Below are 20,231 nucleotides of genomic sequence, written 5' to 3' on the forward strand. Positions count from 1 at the left end.
TCAGTCGGAGTCCGGATCCTCGGGCTCGCCCAGGTAACCCTCCGCGACCGCGTGCTCGATGCTGTCGCTCAACTTCGGGCACGACCGGGTGCGCGCGGTATCACCGCCGGAGTTGCGCACCTCGGTGAAGTGGGCGCAGCGCTGCCACGCCTCGGTGTTCCATTGCACCGCGGTGTGACCCGGGCCCAGCCTGCGGACGGTGACCGTGACGTGGCAGAACCGGCAGTCCACCGGCAGCAGCCCCGAGCTGAGGTAGCGCTCCCGGTCGGCACGACTGGCCTCGGCAACGGCGGCGGCGTGCTGCGGGTCGTTGGCGAAATCCCTTGATTTCGACCAGGATCCCGAGCCGCCGTTGCGGGCGGGCGCGTCGTCGTGGTCGTGATGGTCACCGTGCAGCATCAGCATCGACCGGGCGAGCCGGTCGACGTCGGGAACCGCCGGTTGATCCTGGGTCATGGGGTCAGTGTTGCTCCGCGGGCACTTCGTCGTTGGCGTCGTTGGCCGCCTTGAGGTTCTGTTCGACCTCGGCGTTCCAGTACTCGTTGGCGCGGGTGGTGTCCACCTCGATCTCGAAGCGCTCCACCATTTCCGGCTGGATGTCGGCCACGTCGACGTAGAACTGCTGATACCAGCGGCGCAGCTGATAGACGGCGCCGTCCTCCTCGACCAGCAGCGGGTTGTCGATGCGGGTCTTGTGCTTCCAGATCTCGACGTCCTGCAGGAAGCCCTTGCTGACGCCCTCGGTGAAGACCTTCGACAGCTTCTCGGTCATCTTTTCGTCCATGCCCTTGGGCTTTTCGACGATGACGCCCCACTGCAGCACGAACGAGTTCTGCGTCACCGGGTAGTGGCAGTTGATCAGGATCGACTCGGCCTTGTAGCCGCCGTAGCTGTTGTGCAGCCAGTTGATCATGAACGACGGCCCGAAGTAGGACGCCTCCGAGTCGAGGTGCGCTTCACCGTACGAGGTACCCAGGTCGTTGACGTCCGGCCGGCCCACGTTGTGCAGGTACTGCGAGGCGATGTGCCCCTCGAAGACGTTCTTGAAGTAAGTCGGCAACCCGAAATGGATGTAGAAGAAGTGCGCCATGTCGGTGACGTTGTCGATGATGTCGCGGCAGTTCGAGCCCTCGATGAGGATGCGGTTCCACCGCCAGTCGGTCCACTCGTCACTGTGGGCTTCCGGGATCTCGGGGATCCGGACCGCGGGGTCGGGCGGGTTCTGTTCGTGGTCGTGCCAGACGAACAACAGGCCGCCGCGCACATCGGTCGTCCACGAACGGGTGCGCGCCGTCTTGGGTGTGCGCTTGGCGTATGGCACCAGCTTGCAGCGGCCGTCACCGCCCCAGCGCCAGTCGTGGAACGGGCAGGCCACCTCGTCGCCCTTGATGGTGCCCTCCGAAAGGTCGCCACCCATGTGCCGGCAGTAGCCGTCCAGGACCTTCAGGTCGCCCTGTGAGTCGGCAAAGACCACCAGCTTGGTGCCGAACGCCTCGATCGGGTGCGGCTTGCCGTCCTGGAAGTCCTTCGCGACGCCCAGGCAATGCCAGCCCCGGGCGTACCTCGTCGGCAAAGCACCGGGATCGATCTCCCGGATGCCGACCGCCTTGGCGTCGGTAGTCACCTGTCACCTCCAACTCACTGGCCCTCTAACTAGAACACGTTACAGTTTTGCGGTGGCGGCGCGCAACGACAGCGAGTCTGGCCACGGGAAATGCGCGGCCAATGCCCGCTCGGGGTATATCTAGACGATGCCGCTGTTTGCTTTCGAGGGTCGGGCGCCGCGGGTAGATCCCACCGCGTTTGTGGCCCCGACCGCCACCCTGATCGGCGACGTCGTCATCGAGGCCGGTGCATCGGTGTGGTTCAACACCGTGCTGCGCGGCGACTACGGACCGATCGTGGTGCGTGAGGGCGCGAACGTGCAGGACGGGTCGGTGCTGCACGCGCCGCCCGGCATCCCGGTAGACATCGGGCCCGGCGCCACCGTGGCGCACATGTGCTGCATCCACGGGGCGCACGTGGGGTCCGAGGCCCTGATCGCCAACCACGCCACCGTGCTCGACGGCGCGGTCATCGGTGCGCGCAGCCTGATTGCGGCCCACTCGCTGGTGACGGCAGGGACCCAGATTCCGGCGGGCATGCTGGCGGTCGGTGCGCCGGCGCAGATCAAGGGGCCGGTCGCCGGGACGGGCGCGGAGATGTGGGTCAAGGCGAATCCGCAGGCCTACCGCGAACTGGCTCAGCGGCATTTGGCCGGGCTCGAGCCGCTCTAGACTTTGCGGGCCGACGCGGCCGCGCGGTCCATCTCCCAATAGGCGCGCAGGGCGGTCATCTTGCCCTCGTCGTTCGCCTTGTACGTAAAGACGCCCTCCGCGGTCACCTGGTAGTCGCCATGGGTGATCAAGATGTGGCCGACGTTGGCTTCCTCGTTGCCGCATTGGTAGGTGTCGCGGAAGACGAACTCGATTTTGGCGGTGGGCGCGATGGCCTTGTCCCAGAAGGCCGAGATCGCGTCGCGCCCCCGGTGGCCCTTGCCTTCGGGGTCGAAGGCCGACGGCCCGATCGGATCCTCGACAATGGCGTCGTCGGCGAAGACCGCCAGCCACGCTTCTTTGTCCCTGGCGATGACCGCCTCGCGCGAGCGCCGGCCGGCCTCGTGGGCCGGGTTGTCGCTCACCCGCCCACCTTCGCCGGCCCGACCGGCTTTTCAGAGCCGACCACCCACATGGAGTAGTACTGCGAGCCGCCGCCGTAGGCGTGCCCCAACGCCCTACGCGCGTTGGGCACTTGGTGATCCCCGCCCTTGCCCATCACCTGGATCGCCGCCTCGGCGAACCGGATCAGGCCGGAGGCGCCGATCGGGTTCGACGACAACACGCCACCCGACGGGTTGACCGGAAGCCGCCCCCCGATCGCCGTCTCGCCGGCTTCGGTGAGCTTCCAGCCCTCGCCTTCGGGCGCAAAGCCGAGGTTTTCCAACCACATCGGCTCGAACCACGAGAACGGCACGTAGATCTCCGCGGCGTCGATCTCGTCGATCGGGCTCGTGATGCCGGCCGCCTTCCACAGCGCCGCGGCGGCGTCACGCCCGGCCTGGGGGCTGACCTGGTCGCGTCCCGAGAACTGCAGCGGCTCGGTGCGCAGCGCAGTCGCGTGGATCCACGCCACCGGTTGTCCCTGTGCCAGACGGGCTTCGGCGGCCTCCTCGTTGCCGATCACCACCGCGGCGGCACCGTCCGACGACGGGCAGGTTTCGTCGTAGCGGATCGGGTCCCACAACATGGGCGACTCCATCACCTTCTCGACGGTGATGTCGGGCTGATGCAGGTGCGCCAGCGGGTTCCGGGCTCCGTTGAGCCGGTCCTTGACGGCAACTATCGCGCCGATGTTCAACGGTGCTCCGGACCGGCGGATGTAGGACCGCACGTGGGGGGCGAAATAGCCGCCCGCGCCGGCGCCGACGGGCTTGATGAACGGGACCGGAATCGACAACGCCCACATGGCGTTTGATTCCGATTGCTTCTCCCAGGCCATCGCCAGCACGCGGCGGTACTTTCCGGACTGCACCAGACTCGCGGCGACGACCGCGGTGGACCCACCGACCGAACCCGCGGTGTGCACCCGGATCAGCGGCTTGCCGGTGGCGCCCACGGCGTCGGCCATGAACAGCTCGGGCATCATGACGCCCTCGAAGAAATCGGGCGCCTTACCGACGACGACGGCGTCGATGTCGTCGAACGTCGAACCGGAGTCTTCCAGCGCGCGGTCGATCGCCTCGCGCACCAGGCCGTTCATCGAAACGTCCTTGCGCTTGGCCACGTACTTGGTCTGCCCGGTGCCCAGTACCGCGGCCAGGTATGCTCCCGCTCCGGCCATCAGTTCTTTCCTTCCATGACCGCGACCAGGTTCTGTTGCAACGCGGGCCCGCTGGTGGCGTGCGCGAGCACCCGCTTGGCCGATCCGTTCCAGATGTGTTGTGCGGCAAAGCCGATTCGCTCGAGGCCGGCGACGAACATGGGGTTGGCGGCCAGCGCCCCACCGGAGGGGTTGACCTTGGTGGGCCCCGGTATCCGGATGGCTTGCTCGAGGATCAGGTGCTGATGGGTGAACGGCGCGCAGATCTCCGCGACGTCCAAGTTATCGGTCCGGCCGCCCGTGGCCACCTGGGCCGCCGCCTTGGTCGACGGGGACTCGGTGAGGTCGCGCGCGCCCAGGGCCGGGGTTTCGATGCGGTGCTCGATTCCCGTGATCCAGGCGGGGTTTTCGCGCAGCTCGCGCGCGCGGTCGTCGGCCGCAAGCACGATGGCGGCGGCACCGTCGGTGATGGGCGCGATGTCGTGGCGCCGCAAAGGTTCGGCGAAGAATGGCCGCTCCAGCAGTTCGGCCACGCTGATCGACCCCTCGACTTTGTCGACCCGGCGCGCGTTGGCGAAGGAGTCGAACGCGACGCGCGCCATTTGCTCTTCGGTCCACTTGCCGCTGTCGAGCCCCATGCGGGCTTGCAGCCCGGCCATCGAGATCGAGTCCGGCCACAGCGGCGCGACCGTGTAGGGATCGGTCTGCCGCGACAGGATCTGGCGCAGGATTCCGGCCGAGGACTTGCCGAACCCGTACACCAGCGCGGTGTCGACCTCGCCGGTCAGGATCTTGATGTAGGCCTCGTACAGCGCCCAGGCCGCGTCCATCTCGACGTGCGATTCGTTGATCGGCGGCACGGCGCCGATCGAGTCGATCGCCGAGATGAACGAAAATGCCCGTCCGGCAAGGTAATCGGACGATCCCGAGCACCAGAAGCCGATGTCGGCCTTCGTGATGCCGAGGTCGGAGTAGAGCTGGGCGAAGCACGGCATCAACATTTCGACGCCGTTGGTGGTGCCGTCGGTGCGGCGTACGTGTGGGGCGTGGGCGAAGCCGACGACCGCAACGTTGCGAGCGCTCATGTGGTAGGTGTGCCCTTTACAGGTGGTGCTTGTAGGTGTCGTAGTCGGCGTCGGGTTCCCCTGTCGGCCGGAAGTACTCGATGTTGTCGATGCCAAAGCCCCACTCCTCGCGGGGTTTCCACACCGCCTCGACGCGCATACCCATCCGCACCTCGTGCGCGTCGACGTCGGCGACCAGATGCAGGAAGGGAATGTCGGCGCCGTCGAGCAGTACGTAGGCCGCCACGTAGGGCGGTTTGATGCGCTGTCCCTGGAACGGAATGTTGATGATCGCGAACGTCGTGACCGTGCCCTTGTCGGGCAGCTCGACGAATTCGGTGGTGGGTTGGCCGGTGGCCGGGTCCGCGCCGTGCGGCGGGAAGTAGACCTTTCCTTCTTGCCCGTCTGCACTCCTGGTGCGCGCGCCCAGCAGCTTGCCCTGGGCGATGGCGCGCAGGTAGGCGCTCTCCTCGTGGGAGGCGGTGTGCTGAATCGTCAGCGAGATCGGCGTGACGATCATCGTCACCGGATCCTGTTCTCCCGCCGGGTGTTCGGACACCGGTTCGGCTTCCTCACCGAGCTCGAAGTAGGCGATGTCGGTGATCGCGCCCACCGGCTCGTCCGCCCAGTGCACGTGTACCCGGGAGCCGGTTTTGATGGCCTTGGGCTCGCCCGCATCCACCGCGTGCATCAGTGGGGTGTCGGCGCCGTCGAGCTTGATCAGCGCCCAGGCGAACGGACGGTCCAGCGGCTGACCCTCTACCGGATCCGGTTGCCACGTCCAGGAAACGACGGTGCCGACGCTGGAGACCGGTACCATCTCGCCGAGCGGCTCGTAGGTAACCGGGTCATATTCCGCCGGCGGCACGTGTACTCGGCCATCGGATCCGCGCACCCCCAGCAGGTGGCGCTCACGCAGTGCGGTGAAGAACTTGCTCAGCGTGGGGCCGACTGAACGGGTGTAGTCGAAAGACAACGTCAGCGGCGCGGAGAGCGGCGGCTCAGTGGGATCCGTCAAGGTCGGGCTGCTCGAACTGGCTGTCACGCCATCGAGTAGAACAGGTTCTAAGAACGGTTTCAACATCGGGTTCCTAGGAAAGGTTTGAGTGACGATGAAGCTGGGATTACAGCTCGGGTATTGGGGCGCTCAGCCGCCGGAGAACCACGCGCAGCTCGTCGCCGCCGCCGAGGAAAGCGGATTCGACGCCGTCTTCACCGCCGAGGCGTGGGGCTCGGACGCCTACACACCGCTGGCCTGGCTCGGCTCGTCGACGCACCGCTTGCGGCTGGGCACCTCGGTGATTCAGCTGTCCGCGCGCACACCGACGGCGACCGCGATGGCAGCACTGACCCTCGACCATCTGTCCGGGGGCCGGCACATCATCGGCCTCGGCGTATCCGGTCCGCAGGTGGTCGAGGGCTGGTACGGCCGGCCGTTCCCCAAGCCGCTGGCCCGCACCCGTGAGTACGTCGACATCATGAGGCAGGTGTGGGCCCGCGAGAAGCCGGTCACCAGCGACGGACCGCACTACCCCCTGCCGCTGACGGGCGAGCAGACGACCGGCCTGGGCAAGCCGCTCAAGCCCATCACCCACCCGCTGCGCCCCGACATCCCGATCATGTTGGGCGCCGAGGGGCCGAAGAACGTGGCGCTGGCCGCCGAGATCTGCGACGGTTGGCTGCCGATCTTCTACACGCCGCGGATGGCGGACACCTACAACGAATGGCTCGACGAGGGGTTCGCGCGGCCCGGGGCGCGGCGCAGCCGCGAGGACTTCGAAATCTGCGCGACCGCCAACATCGTCATCACCGACGACCGCGCCTCGGCTTTCGCAGCCATGAAGCCCTACATCGCCCTCTACATGGGCGGGATGGGCGCCGAAGACACCAATTTCCACGCCGACGTCTATCGACGGATGGGCTACGCCGAGGTGGTCGACGACGTCACCAGGCTGTTCCGCAGCAACCAGAAAGACAAGGCCGCCGAGATCATCCCCGACGAGGTGATCGACGACGCCGCGATCGTCGGCGACATCAACTACGTGCGTGAGCAGGTCAAGGTCTGGGAAGCCGCCGGCGTCACCATGATGGTGGTCAATGGACGCAATGAGGCGCAGATCAGGGAGCTCGCCACGCTGATCTGACGCGGTATTGCCCAACGAATAGAACGCGTTCTAATGTGGCGATCGCAAGCGCGGCAAAGCCGGGCGCGGCGGGTCGCCACGAGGACAGGAGACCGGTGGCGATCGCAAGCGCGGTGGGTCGCCACGAGGACAGGACACCGGATGACAGCATCGGAGCACACCATCGCGGGCACGGTGCTCACCATGCCGGTGAAGATCCGCAACGCGAATCAGCACATGGCGATGTTCTCCGTCGACGCGGATGCGGCGCAGCAGATGATCGACTACAGCGGCCTGCAGGTCTGCCGCTACCTTCCCGGCCGCGCCATCGTGGTCCTGATGCTGATGCACTACATCGACGGCGACCTGGGCCAGTATCACGAGTTCGGCACCAGCGTGATGGTGAATCCCCCCGGTGAGAAGGCGAGTGGACTCCGCGCCCTGCAGTCGGCCGGCGCGTTCATCCACCATCTCCCCGTCGACCAGGCGTTCACCTTGGAGGCGGGGACCAAGATCTGGGGTTATCCCAAGGTGATGGCCGACTTCACCGTCCGGGACGGGCGTCGGTTCGGGTTCGATCTCACCATCGACGGGCAATCGGTGATCGGCATGGAGTTTCGCCGCGGCCTGCCCTTCCGATTGACCCCGCGCCAGCAGTCGCAACGCACCTACTCGCACCGCGACGGAATCACCCGGGAAACCGCCTTTGAACACACGCTGGACGGCGTGCGCACCCGGTTCGGCGGGGTGAGCGTCCGGCTCGGCGATCACCCGTATTCGAAAGAACTTGCGTCGCTCGGCCTTCCGAAGCGCGCGTTAGTTTCCAGCTCTGTCGAGCACGTGCAAATGTCCTTCGGTGATGCCCAGGAGATCTCATGACGATGACCAGGCCCGATGTGGATCTGACCGACGGCGCCTTCTACGCCGGCGATTCGCGGTCCATTTACCGCTGGATGCGTGAGCACGAGCCAGTCTTCCGGGACCGCAACGGGTTGGCCGCCGCCTCCACGTATCAGGCGGTGATCGAGGCCGAACGCAACCCCGAGCTGTTCTCGAACGCCGGCGGCATCCGCCCCGATCAAGACGGCGTCGAGATGATGATCGAGATGGACGATCCGCAACATCTGTTGCGCCGCAAGCTCGTCAACTCCGGATTCACCCGCAAGCGTGTGAAAGACCTTGAGACCAAGATCGTTTCGCTGTGTGACACGCTGATCGACGCGGTGTGCGAACGCGGTGAGTGTGACTTCGTCTGGGATCTCGCGGCGCCCCTGCCGATGGCGGTGATCGGCGACATGCTCGGGGTGCGTCCCGAAGAGCGCAAGATGTTCCTCAAGTGGTCCGACGACCTGGTCAGCTTCTTGAGCAGCACCGCTGATCCCGCGCAGTTCCAGCTCACCATGGACGCCTTCGCCGCATACAGCCAATACATGATGGGCATGATCGAGGCCCGCAAGACCGAGCCGACCGACGACCTGGTCAGCGTCCTGGTGCACGCGGAGGTCGAGGGCTCGCGGCTCGAGGACCACCAGATCGTCACCGAGGTGCTGCTCCTGTTGATCGGCGGCGACGAGACCACGCGCCACACGCTGTCCGGCGGAACGCGGCAGCTGCTGCTTCATCCCGATCAGCACCGGCGCCTGGCGGCCGATCTGAGCCTGCTGCCCAACGCGATCGAGGAGATGCTGCGCTGGACGGCCCCGGTGAAGAACATGGCGCGCACCATCACCGCCGACACCGAGTTCCACGGCGCTCAGTTGCGCAAGGGCGAGAAGATGATCTTGCTGTTCGAGTCGGCGAACTTCGACGAGAAGGTCTTCGACGACCCGGAAACCTTCAACATCGAGCGCTACCCGAACAACCACCTGGCCTTCGGTTTCGGGACGCACTTCTGCCTCGGAAACCAGCTCGCCCGGCTGGAGCTGTCCATCATGCAGACCCGGCTGCTACAACGTCTGCCGGACATGCGGCTGGCGTCGGACGCCGATCTGCCGTTGCGGCCGGCCAACTTCGTCTCCGGCCTGGAGAAGATGCCGGTGGCGTTCACGCCGAGCGCACCGCTGGGGTAGGCGATAGGCGCCCTCGCGCGCCCACTCGCCGAGCGTGCACTCACCGCGAAAATCAGGCGGGTTTTTCGCGCTGAGTACACGTTCGGCGGGCCCAGGCTGCGGCGACGCGTCCCAGGATGCCGCCCTGAGTGTCTCCGGACGTGACCCGGATGGTTATCCACCCCAGATCTGGCAGTGCTTCGAAGCGAGCGATATCCCTGCGGAATTGCCCGCGATCGGTCCGATGGTGATCCCCTTCGTACTCGAGCGCGATTTTCACGTCCTCCCACCCCATGTCGAGGACGGCGACAAGCTCTCCGTAGTGGCCATAAACCGGGATCTGCGTTCGCGGTCGCGGATAGCCGGCGTCGATGAGCAGGAGCCGCAGCCACGTCTCCCGAGGCGATTCAGCGCCGGCGTCGACGAGGGCTAACGCGCGCCGCGCCCGCCGGATGTTGCGATGGCCTCCATAGCGTTGCGCCAGCAGTCGGGCTTCGGCCACCTCGAGCCCCGTTGCGCGCGCCAGCGCGTCGATGGCCGCTACCGCTTCGCCCACCGGGTAGCGGCAGGCCAGGTCGAAGGCGGTGCGTGCCGGGTTGGTTGCCGGTATCCCGCCGATCAGCTGGATCTCGTCGTCGGCAACCCGATCTGACCACGTACGGATGCCGCTCGGCGGACGTCGGTAGTCGTACAGCAATTCGGCCGGTGCACGATCTTCGACCCAGCTGGCGCCATGCAACGCCGACGCCGACTGCCCGGCGACGATGCCGCGGCGCCGCGACCACAGCCACGCGGCATGGGCGCGGGATCGAGCGGTGAGTTCTGCCCCCGAGGCGACGTACACGTCGGGGTGGATGGCGGAGAAGCGGCTGCGCAGCGCGTACGGCGTCAAACGGCCGGCCGCGACGGCCTCGCTGCCAATGAACGGCACCTGCATGGCAGGAGTGTGCCGTCGACATCCGACAGCCACGTCGAGCGTGCACTCAGCGCGAGAAATCCGCCGGAAACTCGCAAGGAGTGCACGTTCGGCGGAATGGAATCCTCAGCGGTTCTGGAAGTTGGGCTTGCGCTTCTCGGCGAACGCCCGGGGACCTTCCTTGGCGTCGTCGGACAGGAAGACCTTGATGCCGATCTGGGTGTCGATCTTGAAGGCCTCGTTCTCGTGCATGCCCTCGGTCTCGCGGATCGCCCGCAGGATCGCCTGCACGGCGAGCGGGCCGTTGTTCTCAATGATTTCGGCGACCTCGAGCGCCTTGGACAGCGCCTGCCCGTCGGGTACCACATGCCCGATCAGGCCCATCTCCTTGGCCTCGGCGGCGGTGATGTGCCGGCCGGTCAGCAGCAGGTCACACGCGACCGTGTAGGGAATCTGCCGCACCAGCCGCACGGCCGACCCGCCCATCGGGTACAGGCTCCACTTGGCCTCCGAGATGCCGAACTTGGCGCTCTCGCCGGCGATGCGGATGTCGGTGCCCTGCAGGATCTCGGTGCCGCCGGCGATCGCGGGGCCCTCGACGGCCGCGATGAGCGGCTTGGTCAGCCGGCGACCCTTCAGCAAAGCGTCGATTCGCGACGGGTCGTAGCTGCCGTCCTTGAACGACTCACCCGGCGGCTTCTTGGTTGCCGCCTTGAGGTCCATGCCGGCGCAGAAGTAGCCACCGGCCCCGGTCAGGATGCAGCACCGGATGTCGGGATCGTTGTCGACGCGGTCCCAGGCCTGCACCATGATTTCCATCATTTCGGTGCTCAGGGCGTTGCGGGCGTGCGGCCGGTTCAACGTGACGATCAGGGTGTGACCGCGCTGTTCCACCAGCGCGTCGTGCCCGGTTTCCTCGTTTGCTGGAGCCTCAGCCACGGCTACCGCCTCTCCCTCGAGAATGAGCATGAACTTGTCAGGAAATGTAACACGTTCTAATTTGGTGGCCGTGGCCCTGAATATTGCCGATCTCGCAGAGCACGCCATCGACGCTGTGCCGGACCGTGTCGCCCTGATCTGCGGTGACGAGAAGCTCACGTACGCGCAACTGGAGGAGAAGGCCAACCGCCTCGCCCACTACCTGATCGACCAGGGGGTGAAAAAGGACGACAAGGTCGGGCTGTACTGCCGCAACCGCATCGAGATCGTCATCGCGATGCTCGGCATCGTCAAGGCGGGCGCCATCCTGGTCAACGTCAACTACCGCTACGTCGAGGGCGAGCTTCGCTACCTGTTCGACAACTCCGACATGGTCGCCCTGGTGCACGAGCGCCAGTACTCCGACCGGGTGGCGAACGTGCTGCCGGACACGCCCAACGTCAAGACGATCCTGGTCATCGAGGACGGCTTCGACAACGACTACCAGCGCTACGGCGGGGTCGAGTTCTACTCGGCGATCGCGCAGGGTTCACCCGAGCGCGACTTCGGCGAGCGCAGCGCCGACGACATCTACTTGCTCTACACCGGCGGCACCACCGGATTCCCCAAGGGCGTGATGTGGCGCCACGAAGACATCTACCGGGTGCTGTTCGGCGGAACCGACTTCGCCACAGGCCAATTCGTCGAAGACGAGTACGACCTGGCCAAGGCCGCGGCCGCCAACCCGCCGATGGTCCGCTACCCGATCCCGCCGATGATCCACGGCGCCACCCAGTCGGCCACCTGGATGTCGATCTTCTCGGGTCAAACTACCGTGCTCGCACCGGAATTCAACGCCGACGAGGTTTGGCGCACGATCCACGAGCACAAGGTCAACCTGCTGTTCTTCACCGGCGACGCGATGGCACGGCCCCTGCTCGACGCGCTGCTCGCGCACCAGGAGCAGGGGAACCAATACGACCTGTCGTCGCTGTTCCTGCTCGCCAGCACGGCGGCCCTGTTCTCGCCGAGCATCAAGGAGAAGCTCCTCGAGTTGTTGCCCAACCGGGTCATCACCGGACTCCATCGGCTCCTCGGAGACCGGATTCGGCGGCACCAGCATCGTCGCGAAAGACGCCCCGCACAGCGGCGGCCCCCCGCGTGACCATCGACCACCGCACGGTCGTGCTCGACGAGGACGGCAACGAGGTCAAGCCGGGCTCGGGCGTGCGCGGGTTCATCGCCAAGAAGGGCAACATCCCGGTCGGCTACTACAAGGACGAGAAGAAGACTGCCGAGACGTTCAAGACACCGCCAGTCGGTCCACTCGTCACTGTGGGCTTCCGGGATCTCGGGGATCCGGACCGCGGGGTCGGGCGGGTTCTGTTCGTGGTCGTGCCAGACGAACAACAGGCCGCCGCGCACATCGGTCGTCCACGAACGGGTGCGCGCCGTCTTGGGTGTGCGCTTGGCGTATGGCACCAGCTTGCAGCGGCCGTCACCGCCCCAGCGCCAGTCGTGGAACGGGCAGGCCACCTCGTCGCCCTTGATGGTGCCCTCCGAAAGGTCGCCACCCATGTGCCGGCAGTAGCCGTCCAGGACCTTCAGGTCGCCCTGTGAGTCGGCAAAGACCACCAGCTTGGTGCCGAACGCCTCGATCGGGTGCGGCTTGCCGTCCTGGAAGTCCTTCGCGACGCCCAGGCAATGCCAGCCCCGGGCGTACCTCGTCGGCAAAGCACCGGGATCGATCTCCCGGATGCCGACCGCCTTGGCGTCGGTAGTCACCTGTCACCTCCAACTCACTGGCCCTCTAACTAGAACACGTTACAGTTTTGCGGTGGCGGCGCGCAACGACAGCGAGTCTGGCCACGGGAAATGCGCGGCCAATGCCCGCTCGGGGTATATCTAGACGATGCCGCTGTTTGCTTTCGAGGGTCGGGCGCCGCGGGTAGATCCCACCGCGTTTGTGGCCCCGACCGCCACCCTGATCGGCGACGTCGTCATCGAGGCCGGTGCATCGGTGTGGTTCAACACCGTGCTGCGCGGCGACTACGGACCGATCGTGGTGCGTGAGGGCGCGAACGTGCAGGACGGGTCGGTGCTGCACGCGCCGCCCGGCATCCCGGTAGACATCGGGCCCGGCGCCACCGTGGCGCACATGTGCTGCATCCACGGGGCGCACGTGGGGTCCGAGGCCCTGATCGCCAACCACGCCACCGTGCTCGACGGCGCGGTCATCGGTGCGCGCAGCCTGATTGCGGCCCACTCGCTGGTGACGGCAGGGACCCAGATTCCGGCGGGCATGCTGGCGGTCGGTGCGCCGGCGCAGATCAAGGGGCCGGTCGCCGGGACGGGCGCGGAGATGTGGGTCAAGGCGAATCCGCAGGCCTACCGCGAACTGGCTCAGCGGCATTTGGCCGGGCTCGAGCCGCTCTAGACTTTGCGGGCCGACGCGGCCGCGCGGTCCATCTCCCAATAGGCGCGCAGGGCGGTCATCTTGCCCTCGTCGTTCGCCTTGTACGTAAAGACGCCCTCCGCGGTCACCTGGTAGTCGCCATGGGTGATCAAGATGTGGCCGACGTTGGCTTCCTCGTTGCCGCATTGGTAGGTGTCGCGGAAGACGAACTCGATTTTGGCGGTGGGCGCGATGGCCTTGTCCCAGAAGGCCGAGATCGCGTCGCGCCCCCCGGTGGCCCTTGCCTTCGGGGTCGAAGGCCGACGGCCCGATCGGATCCTCGACAATGGCGTCGTCGGCGAAGACCGCCAGCCACGCTTCTTTGTCCCTGGCGATGACCGCCTCGCGCGAGCGCCGGCCGGCCTCGTGGGCCGGGTTGTCGCTCACCCGCCCACCTTCGCCGGCCCGACCGGCTTTTCAGAGCCGACCACCCACATGGAGTAGTACTGCGAGCCGCCGCCGTAGGCGTGCCCCAACGCCCTACGCGCGTTGGGCACTTGGTGATCCCCGCCCTTGCCCATCACCTGGATCGCCGCCTCGGCGAACCGGATCAGGCCGGAGGCGCCGATCGGGTTCGACGACAACACGCCACCCGACGGGTTGACCGGAAGCCGCCCCCCGATCGCCGTCTCGCCGGCTTCGGTGAGCTTCCAGCCCTCGCCTTCGGGCGCAAAGCCGAGGTTTTCCAACCACATCGGCTCGAACCACGAGAACGGCACGTAGATCTCCGCGGCGTCGATCTCGTCGATCGGGCTCGTGATGCCGGCCGCCTTCCACAGCGCCGCGGCGGCGTCACGCCCGGCCTGGGGGCTGACCTGGTCGCGTCCCGAGAACTGCAGCGGCTCGGTGCGCAGCGCAGTCGCGTGGATCCACGCCACCGGTTGTCCCTGTGCCAGACGGGCTTCGGCGGCCTCCTCGTTGCCGATCACCACCGCGGCGGCACCGTCCGACGACGGGCAGGTTTCGTCGTAGCGGATCGGGTCCCACAACATGGGCGACTCCATCACCTTCTCGACGGTGATGTCGGGCTGATGCAGGTGCGCCAGCGGGTTCCGGGCTCCGTTGAGCCGGTCCTTGACGGCAACTATCGCGCCGATGTTCAACGGTGCTCCGGACCGGCGGATGTAGGACCGCACGTGGGGGGCGAAATAGCCGCCCGCGCCGGCGCCGACGGGCTTGATGAACGGGACCGGAATCGACAACGCCCACATGGCGTTTGATTCCGATTGCTTCTCCCAGGCCATCGCCAGCACGCGGCGGTACTTTCCGGACTGCACCAGACTCGCGGCGACGACCGCGGTGGACCCACCGACCGAACCCGCGGTGTGCACCCGGATCAGCGGCTTGCCGGTGGCGCCCACGGCGTCGGCCATGAACAGCTCGGGCATCATGACGCCCTCGAAGAAATCGGGCGCCTTACCGACGACGACGGCGTCGATGTCGTCGAACGTCGAACCGGAGTCTTCCAGCGCGCGGTCGATCGCCTCGCGCACCAGGCCGTTCATCGAAACGTCCTTGCGCTTGGCCACGTACTTGGTCTGCCCGGTGCCCAGTACCGCGGCCAGGTATGCTCCCGCTCCGGCCATCAGTTCTTTCCTTCCATGACCGCGACCAGGTTCTGTTGCAACGCGGGCCCGCTGGTGGCGTGCGCGAGCACCCGCTTGGCCGATCCGTTCCAGATGTGTTGTGCGGCAAAGCCGATTCGCTCGAGGCCGGCGACGAACATGGGGTTGGCGGCCAGCGCCCCACCGGAGGGGTTGACCTTGGTGGGCCCCGGTATCCGGATGGCTTGCTCGAGGATCAGGTGCTGATGGGTGAACGGCGCGCAGATCTCCGCGACGTCCAAGTTATCGGTCCGGCCGCCCGTGGCCACCTGGGCCGCCGCCTTGGTCGACGGGGACTCGGTGAGGTCGCGCGCGCCCAGGGCCGGGGTTTCGATGCGGTGCTCGATTCCCGTGATCCAGGCGGGGTTTTCGCGCAGCTCGCGCGCGCGGTCGTCGGCCGCAAGCACGATGGCGGCGGCACCGTCGGTGATGGGCGCGATGTCGTGGCGCCGCAAAGGTTCGGCGAAGAATGGCCGCTCCAGCAGTTCGGCCACGCTGATCGACCCCTCGACTTTGTCGACCCGGCGCGCGTTGGCGAAGGAGTCGAACGCGACGCGCGCCATTTGCTCTTCGGTCCACTTGCCGCTGTCGAGCCCCATGCGGGCTTGCAGCCCGGCCATCGAGATCGAGTCCGGCCACAGCGGCGCGACCGTGTAGGGATCGGTCTGCCGCGACAGGATCTGGCGCAGGATTCCGGCCGAGGACTTGCCGAACCCGTACACCAGCGCGGTGTCGACCTCGCCGGTCAGGATCTTGATGTAGGCCTCGTACAGCGCCCAGGCCGCGTCCATCTCGACGTGCGATTCGTTGATCGGCGGCACGGCGCCGATCGAGTCGATCGCCGAGATGAACGAAAATGCCCGTCCGGCAAGGTAATCGGACGATCCCGAGCACCAGAAGCCGATGTCGGCCTTCGTGATGCCGAGGTCGGAGTAGAGCTGGGCGAAGCACGGCATCAACATTTCGACGCCGTTGGTGGTGCCGTCGGTGCGGCGTACGTGTGGGGCGTGGGCGAAGCCGACGACCGCAACGTTGCGAGCGCTCATGTGGTAGGTGTGCCCTTTACAGGTGGTGCTTGTAGGTGTCGTAGTCGGCGTCGGGTTCCCCTGTCGGCCGGAAGTACTCGATGTTGTCGATGCCAAAGCCCCACTCCTCGCGGGGTTTCCACACCGCCTCGACGCGCATACCCATCCGCACCTCGTGCGCGTCGACGTCGGCGACCAGATGCAGGAAGGGAATGTCGGCGCCGTCGAGCAGTACGTAGGCCGCCACGTAGGGCGGTTTGATGCGCTGTCCCTGGAACGGAATGTTGATGATCGCGAACGTCGTGACCGTGCCCTTGTCGGGCAGCTCGACGAATTCGGTGGTGGGTTGGCCGGTGGCCGGGTCCGCGCCGTGCGGCGGGAAGTAGACCTTTCCTTCTTGCCCGTCTGCACTCCTGGTGCGCGCGCCCAGCAGCTTGCCCTGGGCGATGGCGCGCAGGTAGGCGCTCTCCTCGTGGGAGGCGGTGTGCTGAATCGTCAGCGAGATCGGCGTGACGATCATCGTCACCGGATCCTGTTCTCCCGCCGGGTGTTCGGACACCGGTTCGGCTTCCTCACCGAGCTCGAAGTAGGCGATGTCGGTGATCGCGCCCACCGGCTCGTCCGCCCAGTGCACGTGTACCCGGGAGCCGGTTTTGATGGCCTTGGGCTCGCCCGCATCCACCGCGTGCATCAGTGGGGTGTCGGCGCCGTCGAGCTTGATCAGCGCCCAGGCGAACGGACGGTCCAGCGGCTGACCCTCTACCGGATCCGGTTGCCACGTCCAGGAAACGACGGTGCCGACGCTGGAGACCGGTACCATCTCGCCGAGCGGCTCGTAGGTAACCGGGTCATATTCCGCCGGCGGCACGTGTACTCGGCCATCGGATCCGCGCACCCCCAGCAGGTGGCGCTCACGCAGTGCGGTGAAGAACTTGCTCAGCGTGGGGCCGACTGAACGGGTGTAGTCGAAAGACAACGTCAGCGGCGCGGAGAGCGGCGGCTCAGTGGGATCCGTCAAGGTCGGGCTGCTCGAACTGGCTGTCACGCCATCGAGTAGAACAGGTTCTAAGAACGGTTTCAACATCGGGTTCCTAGGAAAGGTTTGAGTGACGATGAAGCTGGGATTACAGCTCGGGTATTGGGGCGCTCAGCCGCCGGAGAACCACGCGCAGCTCGTCGCCGCCGCCGAGGAAAGCGGATTCGACGCCGTCTTCACCGCCGAGGCGTGGGGCTCGGACGCCTACACACCGCTGGCCTGGCTCGGCTCGTCGACGCACCGCTTGCGGCTGGGCACCTCGGTGATTCAGCTGTCCGCGCGCACACCGACGGCGACCGCGATGGCAGCACTGACCCTCGACCATCTGTCCGGGGGCCGGCACATCATCGGCCTCGGCGTATCCGGTCCGCAGGTGGTCGAGGGCTGGTACGGCCGGCCGTTCCCCAAGCCGCTGGCCCGCACCCGTGAGTACGTCGACATCATGAGGCAGGTGTGGGCCCGCGAGAAGCCGGTCACCAGCGACGGACCGCACTACCCCCTGCCGCTGACGGGCGAGCAGACGACCGGCCTGGGCAAGCCGCTCAAGCCCATCACCCACCCGCTGCGCCCCGACATCCCGATCATGTTGGGCGCCGAGGGGCCGAAGAACGTGGCGCTGGCCGCCGAGATCTGCGACGGTTGGCTGCCGATCTTCTACACGCCGCGGATGGCGGACACCTACAACGAATGGCTCGACGAGGGGTTCGCGCGGCCCGGGGCGCGGCGCAGCCGCGAGGACTTCGAAATCTGCGCGACCGCCAACATCGTCATCACCGACGACCGCGCCTCGGCTTTCGCAGCCATGAAGCCCTACATCGCCCTCTACATGGGCGGGATGGGCGCCGAAGACACCAATTTCCACGCCGACGTCTATCGACGGATGGGCTACGCCGAGGTGGTCGACGACGTCACCAGGCTGTTCCGCAGCAACCAGAAAGACAAGGCCGCCGAGATCATCCCCGACGAGGTGATCGACGACGCCGCGATCGTCGGCGACATCAACTACGTGCGTGAGCAGGTCAAGGTCTGGGAAGCCGCCGGCGTCACCATGATGGTGGTCAATGGACGCAATGAGGCGCAGATCAGGGAGCTCGCCACGCTGATCTGACGCGGTATTGCCCAACGAATAGAACGCGTTCTAATGTGGCGATCGCAAGCGCGGCAAAGCCGGGCGCGGCGGGTCGCCACGAGGACAGGAGACCGGTGGCGATCGCAAGCGCGGTGGGTCGCCACGAGGACAGGACACCGGATGACAGCATCGGAGCACACCATCGCGGGCACGGTGCTCACCATGCCGGTGAAGATCCGCAACGCGAATCAGCACATGGCGATGTTCTCCGTCGACGCGGATGCGGCGCAGCAGATGATCGACTACAGCGGCCTGCAGGTCTGCCGCTACCTTCCCGGCCGCGCCATCGTGGTCCTGATGCTGATGCACTACATCGACGGCGACCTGGGCCAGTATCACGAGTTCGGCACCAGCGTGATGGTGAATCCCCCCGGTGAGAAGGCGAGTGGACTCCGCGCCCTGCAGTCGGCCGGCGCGTTCATCCACCATCTCCCCGTCGACCAGGCGTTCACCTTGGAGGCGGGGACCAAGATCTGGGGTTATCCCAAGGTGATGGCCGACTTCACCGTCCGGGACGGGCGTCGGTTCGGGTTCGATCTCACCATCGACGGGCAATCGGTGATCGGCATGGAGTTTCGCCGCGGCCTGCCCTTCCGATTGACCCCGCGCCAGCAGTCGCAACGCACCTACTCGCACCGCGACGGAATCACCCGGGAAACCGCCTTTGAACACACGCTGGACGGCGTGCGCACCCGGTTCGGCGGGGTGAGCGTCCGGCTCGGCGATCACCCGTATTCGAAAGAACTTGCGTCGCTCGGCCTTCCGAAGCGCGCGTTAGTTTCCAGCTCTGTCGAGCACGTGCAAATGTCCTTCGGTGATGCCCAGGAGATCTCATGACGATGACCAGGCCCGATGTGGATCTGACCGACGGCGCCTTCTACGCCGGCGATTCGCGGTCCATTTACCGCTGGATGCGTGAGCACGAGCCAGTCTTCCGGGACCGCAACGGGTTGGCCGCCGCCTCCACGTATCAGGCGGTGATCGAGGCCGAACGCAACCCCGAGCTGTTCTCGAACGCCGGCGGCATCCGCCCCGATCAAGACGGCGTCGAGATGATGATCGAGATGGACGATCCGCAACATCTGTTGCGCCGCAAGCTCGTCAACTCCGGATTCACCCGCAAGCGTGTGAAAGACCTTGAGACCAAGATCGTTTCGCTGTGTGACACGCTGATCGACGCGGTGTGCGAACGCGGTGAGTGTGACTTCGTCTGGGATCTCGCGGCGCCCCTGCCGATGGCGGTGATCGGCGACATGCTCGGGGTGCGTCCCGAAGAGCGCAAGATGTTCCTCAAGTGGTCCGACGACCTGGTCAGCTTCTTGAGCAGCACCGCTGATCCCGCGCAGTTCCAGCTCACCATGGACGCCTTCGCCGCATACAGCCAATACATGATGGGCATGATCGAGGCCCGCAAGACCGAGCCGACCGACGACCTGGTCAGCGTCCTGGTGCACGCGGAGGTCGAGGGCTCGCGGCTCGAGGACCACCAGATCGTCACCGAGGTGCTGCTCCTGTTGATCGGCGGCGACGAGACCACGCGCCACACGCTGTCCGGCGGAACGCGGCAGCTGCTGCTTCATCCCGATCAGCACCGGCGCCTGGCGGCCGATCTGAGCCTGCTGCCCAACGCGATCGAGGAGATGCTGCGCTGGACGGCCCCGGTGAAGAACATGGCGCGCACCATCACCGCCGACACCGAGTTCCACGGCGCTCAGTTGCGCAAGGGCGAGAAGATGATCTTGCTGTTCGAGTCGGCGAACTTCGACGAGAAGGTCTTCGACGACCCGGAAACCTTCAACATCGAGCGCTACCCGAACAACCACCTGGCCTTCGGTTTCGGGACGCACTTCTGCCTCGGAAACCAGCTCGCCCGGCTGGAGCTGTCCATCATGCAGACCCGGCTGCTACAACGTCTGCCGGACATGCGGCTGGCGTCGGACGCCGATCTGCCGTTGCGGCCGGCCAACTTCGTCTCCGGCCTGGAGAAGATGCCGGTGGCGTTCACGCCGAGCGCACCGCTGGGGTAGGCGATAGGCGCCCTCGCGCGCCCACTCG

The 20,231-nt window shown here is 66.4% G+C and carries 19 protein-coding genes and 3 pseudogenes; 9 read left to right on the forward strand and 13 right to left on the reverse strand.

Annotated features, from left to right (window positions below):
• Nucleotides 1–456 (reverse strand): hypothetical protein, encoded by a 456-nt coding sequence (locus ACEL92_RS03200; protein WP_374024213.1) that lies wholly within the window; start codon nucleotides 454–456, stop codon nucleotides 1–3.
• A gap of 4 nt (nucleotides 457–460) precedes the next feature.
• Nucleotides 461–1,624, reverse strand: a complete 1,164-nt coding sequence (locus ACEL92_RS03205; protein ID WP_374024214.1) for a Rieske 2Fe-2S domain-containing protein — start codon at nucleotides 1,622–1,624, stop codon at nucleotides 461–463.
• Nucleotides 1,625–1,751: 127 nt separating this feature from the next.
• On the opposite strand from ACEL92_RS03205, the gene ACEL92_RS03210 reads away from it, so the two are divergent.
• Nucleotides 1,752–2,276, forward strand: coding sequence for a gamma carbonic anhydrase family protein (locus ACEL92_RS03210; RefSeq protein ID WP_374024215.1), 525 nt, complete (start codon nucleotides 1,752–1,754; stop codon nucleotides 2,274–2,276).
• On the opposite strand, the gene ACEL92_RS03215 is transcribed toward ACEL92_RS03210, so the two are convergent.
• Genes ACEL92_RS03215 through ACEL92_RS03230 form a run of 4 tightly spaced genes read right to left on the reverse strand, consistent with a single transcriptional unit; the run spans nucleotide 2,273 to nucleotide 5,967 of the window.
• Nucleotides 2,273–2,680 (reverse strand): nuclear transport factor 2 family protein, encoded by a 408-nt coding sequence (locus ACEL92_RS03215; RefSeq protein ID WP_374024216.1) that lies wholly within the window; start codon nucleotides 2,678–2,680, stop codon nucleotides 2,273–2,275. The two genes, ACEL92_RS03210 and ACEL92_RS03215, sit on opposite strands and share 4 nt — an antisense overlap.
• A complete protein-coding gene (locus ACEL92_RS03220; protein ID WP_374024217.1) occupies nucleotides 2,677–3,879 on the reverse strand; it encodes a thiolase domain-containing protein in 1,203 nt (400 codons plus the stop codon). The genes ACEL92_RS03215 and ACEL92_RS03220 overlap by 4 nt, the downstream gene beginning before the upstream one ends.
• Entirely contained in the window at nucleotides 3,879–4,943 is a 1,065-nt protein-coding gene (locus ACEL92_RS03225) for a thiolase domain-containing protein (RefSeq protein WP_374024218.1), read from the reverse strand. Before ACEL92_RS03225 ends, ACEL92_RS03220 begins: the two co-directional genes overlap by 1 nt.
• A gap of 16 nt (nucleotides 4,944–4,959) precedes the next feature.
• Complete coding sequence (locus tag ACEL92_RS03230; RefSeq protein ID WP_374024219.1) at nucleotides 4,960–5,967, reverse strand: Zn-ribbon domain-containing OB-fold protein; 1,008 nt, start codon at nucleotides 5,965–5,967, stop codon at nucleotides 4,960–4,962.
• A gap of 67 nt (nucleotides 5,968–6,034) precedes the next feature.
• Between ACEL92_RS03230 and ACEL92_RS03235 the strand changes: the two genes are divergently transcribed.
• From ACEL92_RS03235 to ACEL92_RS03245, 3 genes are all read left to right on the forward strand, one after another.
• Complete coding sequence (locus ACEL92_RS03235) at nucleotides 6,035–7,066, forward strand: LLM class F420-dependent oxidoreductase (RefSeq protein ID WP_374024220.1); 1,032 nt, start codon at nucleotides 6,035–6,037, stop codon at nucleotides 7,064–7,066.
• 141 nt (nucleotides 7,067–7,207) lie between these two features.
• Nucleotides 7,208–7,924: an acetoacetate decarboxylase family protein gene (locus tag ACEL92_RS03240; protein WP_374024221.1), complete on the forward strand. Its 717-nt coding sequence runs from the start codon at nucleotides 7,208–7,210 to the stop codon at nucleotides 7,922–7,924.
• On the forward strand, nucleotides 7,921–9,114 hold the full coding sequence (locus ACEL92_RS03245; RefSeq protein ID WP_374024222.1) for a cytochrome P450: 1,194 nt from the start codon (nucleotides 7,921–7,923) through the stop codon (nucleotides 9,112–9,114). The genes ACEL92_RS03240 and ACEL92_RS03245 overlap by 4 nt, the downstream gene beginning before the upstream one ends.
• A gap of 52 nt (nucleotides 9,115–9,166) precedes the next feature.
• On the opposite strand, the gene ACEL92_RS03250 is transcribed toward ACEL92_RS03245, so the two are convergent.
• Nucleotides 9,167–10,030 (reverse strand): hypothetical protein, encoded by an 864-nt coding sequence (locus ACEL92_RS03250; RefSeq protein ID WP_374024223.1) that lies wholly within the window; start codon nucleotides 10,028–10,030, stop codon nucleotides 9,167–9,169.
• A gap of 105 nt (nucleotides 10,031–10,135) precedes the next feature.
• Nucleotides 10,136–10,978 (reverse strand): crotonase/enoyl-CoA hydratase family protein, encoded by an 843-nt coding sequence (locus ACEL92_RS03255; RefSeq protein WP_374024224.1) that lies wholly within the window; start codon nucleotides 10,976–10,978, stop codon nucleotides 10,136–10,138.
• A 34-nt stretch (nucleotides 10,979–11,012) separates the two neighbouring features.
• Between ACEL92_RS03255 and ACEL92_RS03260 the strand changes: the two are divergent.
• Nucleotides 11,013–12,238 (forward strand): annotated as a pseudogene (locus ACEL92_RS03260) (acyl-CoA synthetase); the annotation flags it as partial.
• On the opposite strand, the pseudogene ACEL92_RS03265 reads toward ACEL92_RS03260, so the two are convergent.
• A pseudogene (locus ACEL92_RS03265) lies at nucleotides 12,239–12,712 on the reverse strand (Rieske 2Fe-2S domain-containing protein); the annotation flags it as partial.
• Between the two features lie 127 nt (nucleotides 12,713–12,839).
• On the opposite strand from ACEL92_RS03265, the gene ACEL92_RS03270 reads away from it, so the two are divergent.
• Nucleotides 12,840–13,364, forward strand: a complete 525-nt coding sequence (locus ACEL92_RS03270; protein WP_374024215.1) for a gamma carbonic anhydrase family protein — start codon at nucleotides 12,840–12,842, stop codon at nucleotides 13,362–13,364.
• On the opposite strand, the pseudogene ACEL92_RS03275 reads toward ACEL92_RS03270, so the two are convergent.
• The 4 genes and pseudogenes from ACEL92_RS03275 to ACEL92_RS03290 form a co-directional block, all read right to left on the reverse strand.
• Nucleotides 13,361–13,769 (reverse strand): annotated as a pseudogene (locus ACEL92_RS03275) (nuclear transport factor 2 family protein). The gene ACEL92_RS03270 and the pseudogene ACEL92_RS03275 overlap by 4 nt on opposite strands.
• Complete coding sequence (locus tag ACEL92_RS03280; RefSeq protein ID WP_374024217.1) at nucleotides 13,766–14,968, reverse strand: thiolase domain-containing protein; 1,203 nt, start codon at nucleotides 14,966–14,968, stop codon at nucleotides 13,766–13,768. Before ACEL92_RS03280 ends, ACEL92_RS03275 begins: the two are co-directional and overlap by 4 nt.
• Nucleotides 14,968–16,032 carry a thiolase domain-containing protein gene (locus ACEL92_RS03285; protein ID WP_374024218.1) on the reverse strand — a complete coding sequence of 355 codons (1,065 nt, stop codon included), beginning with the start codon at nucleotides 16,030–16,032 and terminating at the stop codon, nucleotides 14,968–14,970. The genes ACEL92_RS03280 and ACEL92_RS03285 overlap by 1 nt, the downstream gene beginning before the upstream one ends.
• 16 nt (nucleotides 16,033–16,048) lie before the next feature.
• Complete coding sequence (locus tag ACEL92_RS03290) at nucleotides 16,049–17,056, reverse strand: Zn-ribbon domain-containing OB-fold protein (RefSeq protein WP_374024219.1); 1,008 nt, start codon at nucleotides 17,054–17,056, stop codon at nucleotides 16,049–16,051.
• 67 nt (nucleotides 17,057–17,123) lie between these two features.
• On the opposite strand from ACEL92_RS03290, the gene ACEL92_RS03295 reads away from it, so the two are divergent.
• From ACEL92_RS03295 to ACEL92_RS03305, 3 genes are all read left to right on the forward strand, one after another.
• Nucleotides 17,124–18,155, forward strand: a complete 1,032-nt coding sequence (locus ACEL92_RS03295) for an LLM class F420-dependent oxidoreductase (RefSeq protein ID WP_374024220.1) — start codon at nucleotides 17,124–17,126, stop codon at nucleotides 18,153–18,155.
• 141 nt (nucleotides 18,156–18,296) lie between these two features.
• Nucleotides 18,297–19,013 (forward strand): acetoacetate decarboxylase family protein, encoded by a 717-nt coding sequence (locus ACEL92_RS03300; RefSeq protein ID WP_374024221.1) that lies wholly within the window; start codon nucleotides 18,297–18,299, stop codon nucleotides 19,011–19,013.
• Nucleotides 19,010–20,203: a cytochrome P450 gene (locus ACEL92_RS03305; RefSeq protein WP_374024222.1), complete on the forward strand. Its 1,194-nt coding sequence runs from the start codon at nucleotides 19,010–19,012 to the stop codon at nucleotides 20,201–20,203. The genes ACEL92_RS03300 and ACEL92_RS03305 overlap by 4 nt, the downstream gene beginning before the upstream one ends.
• Nucleotides 20,204–20,231 lie beyond the last annotated feature (28 nt).

Source organism: Mycobacterium hainanense (genome assembly GCF_041890355.1).
Taxonomy (GTDB): Bacteria; Actinomycetota; Actinomycetes; order Mycobacteriales; family Mycobacteriaceae; genus Mycobacterium; species Mycobacterium hainanense.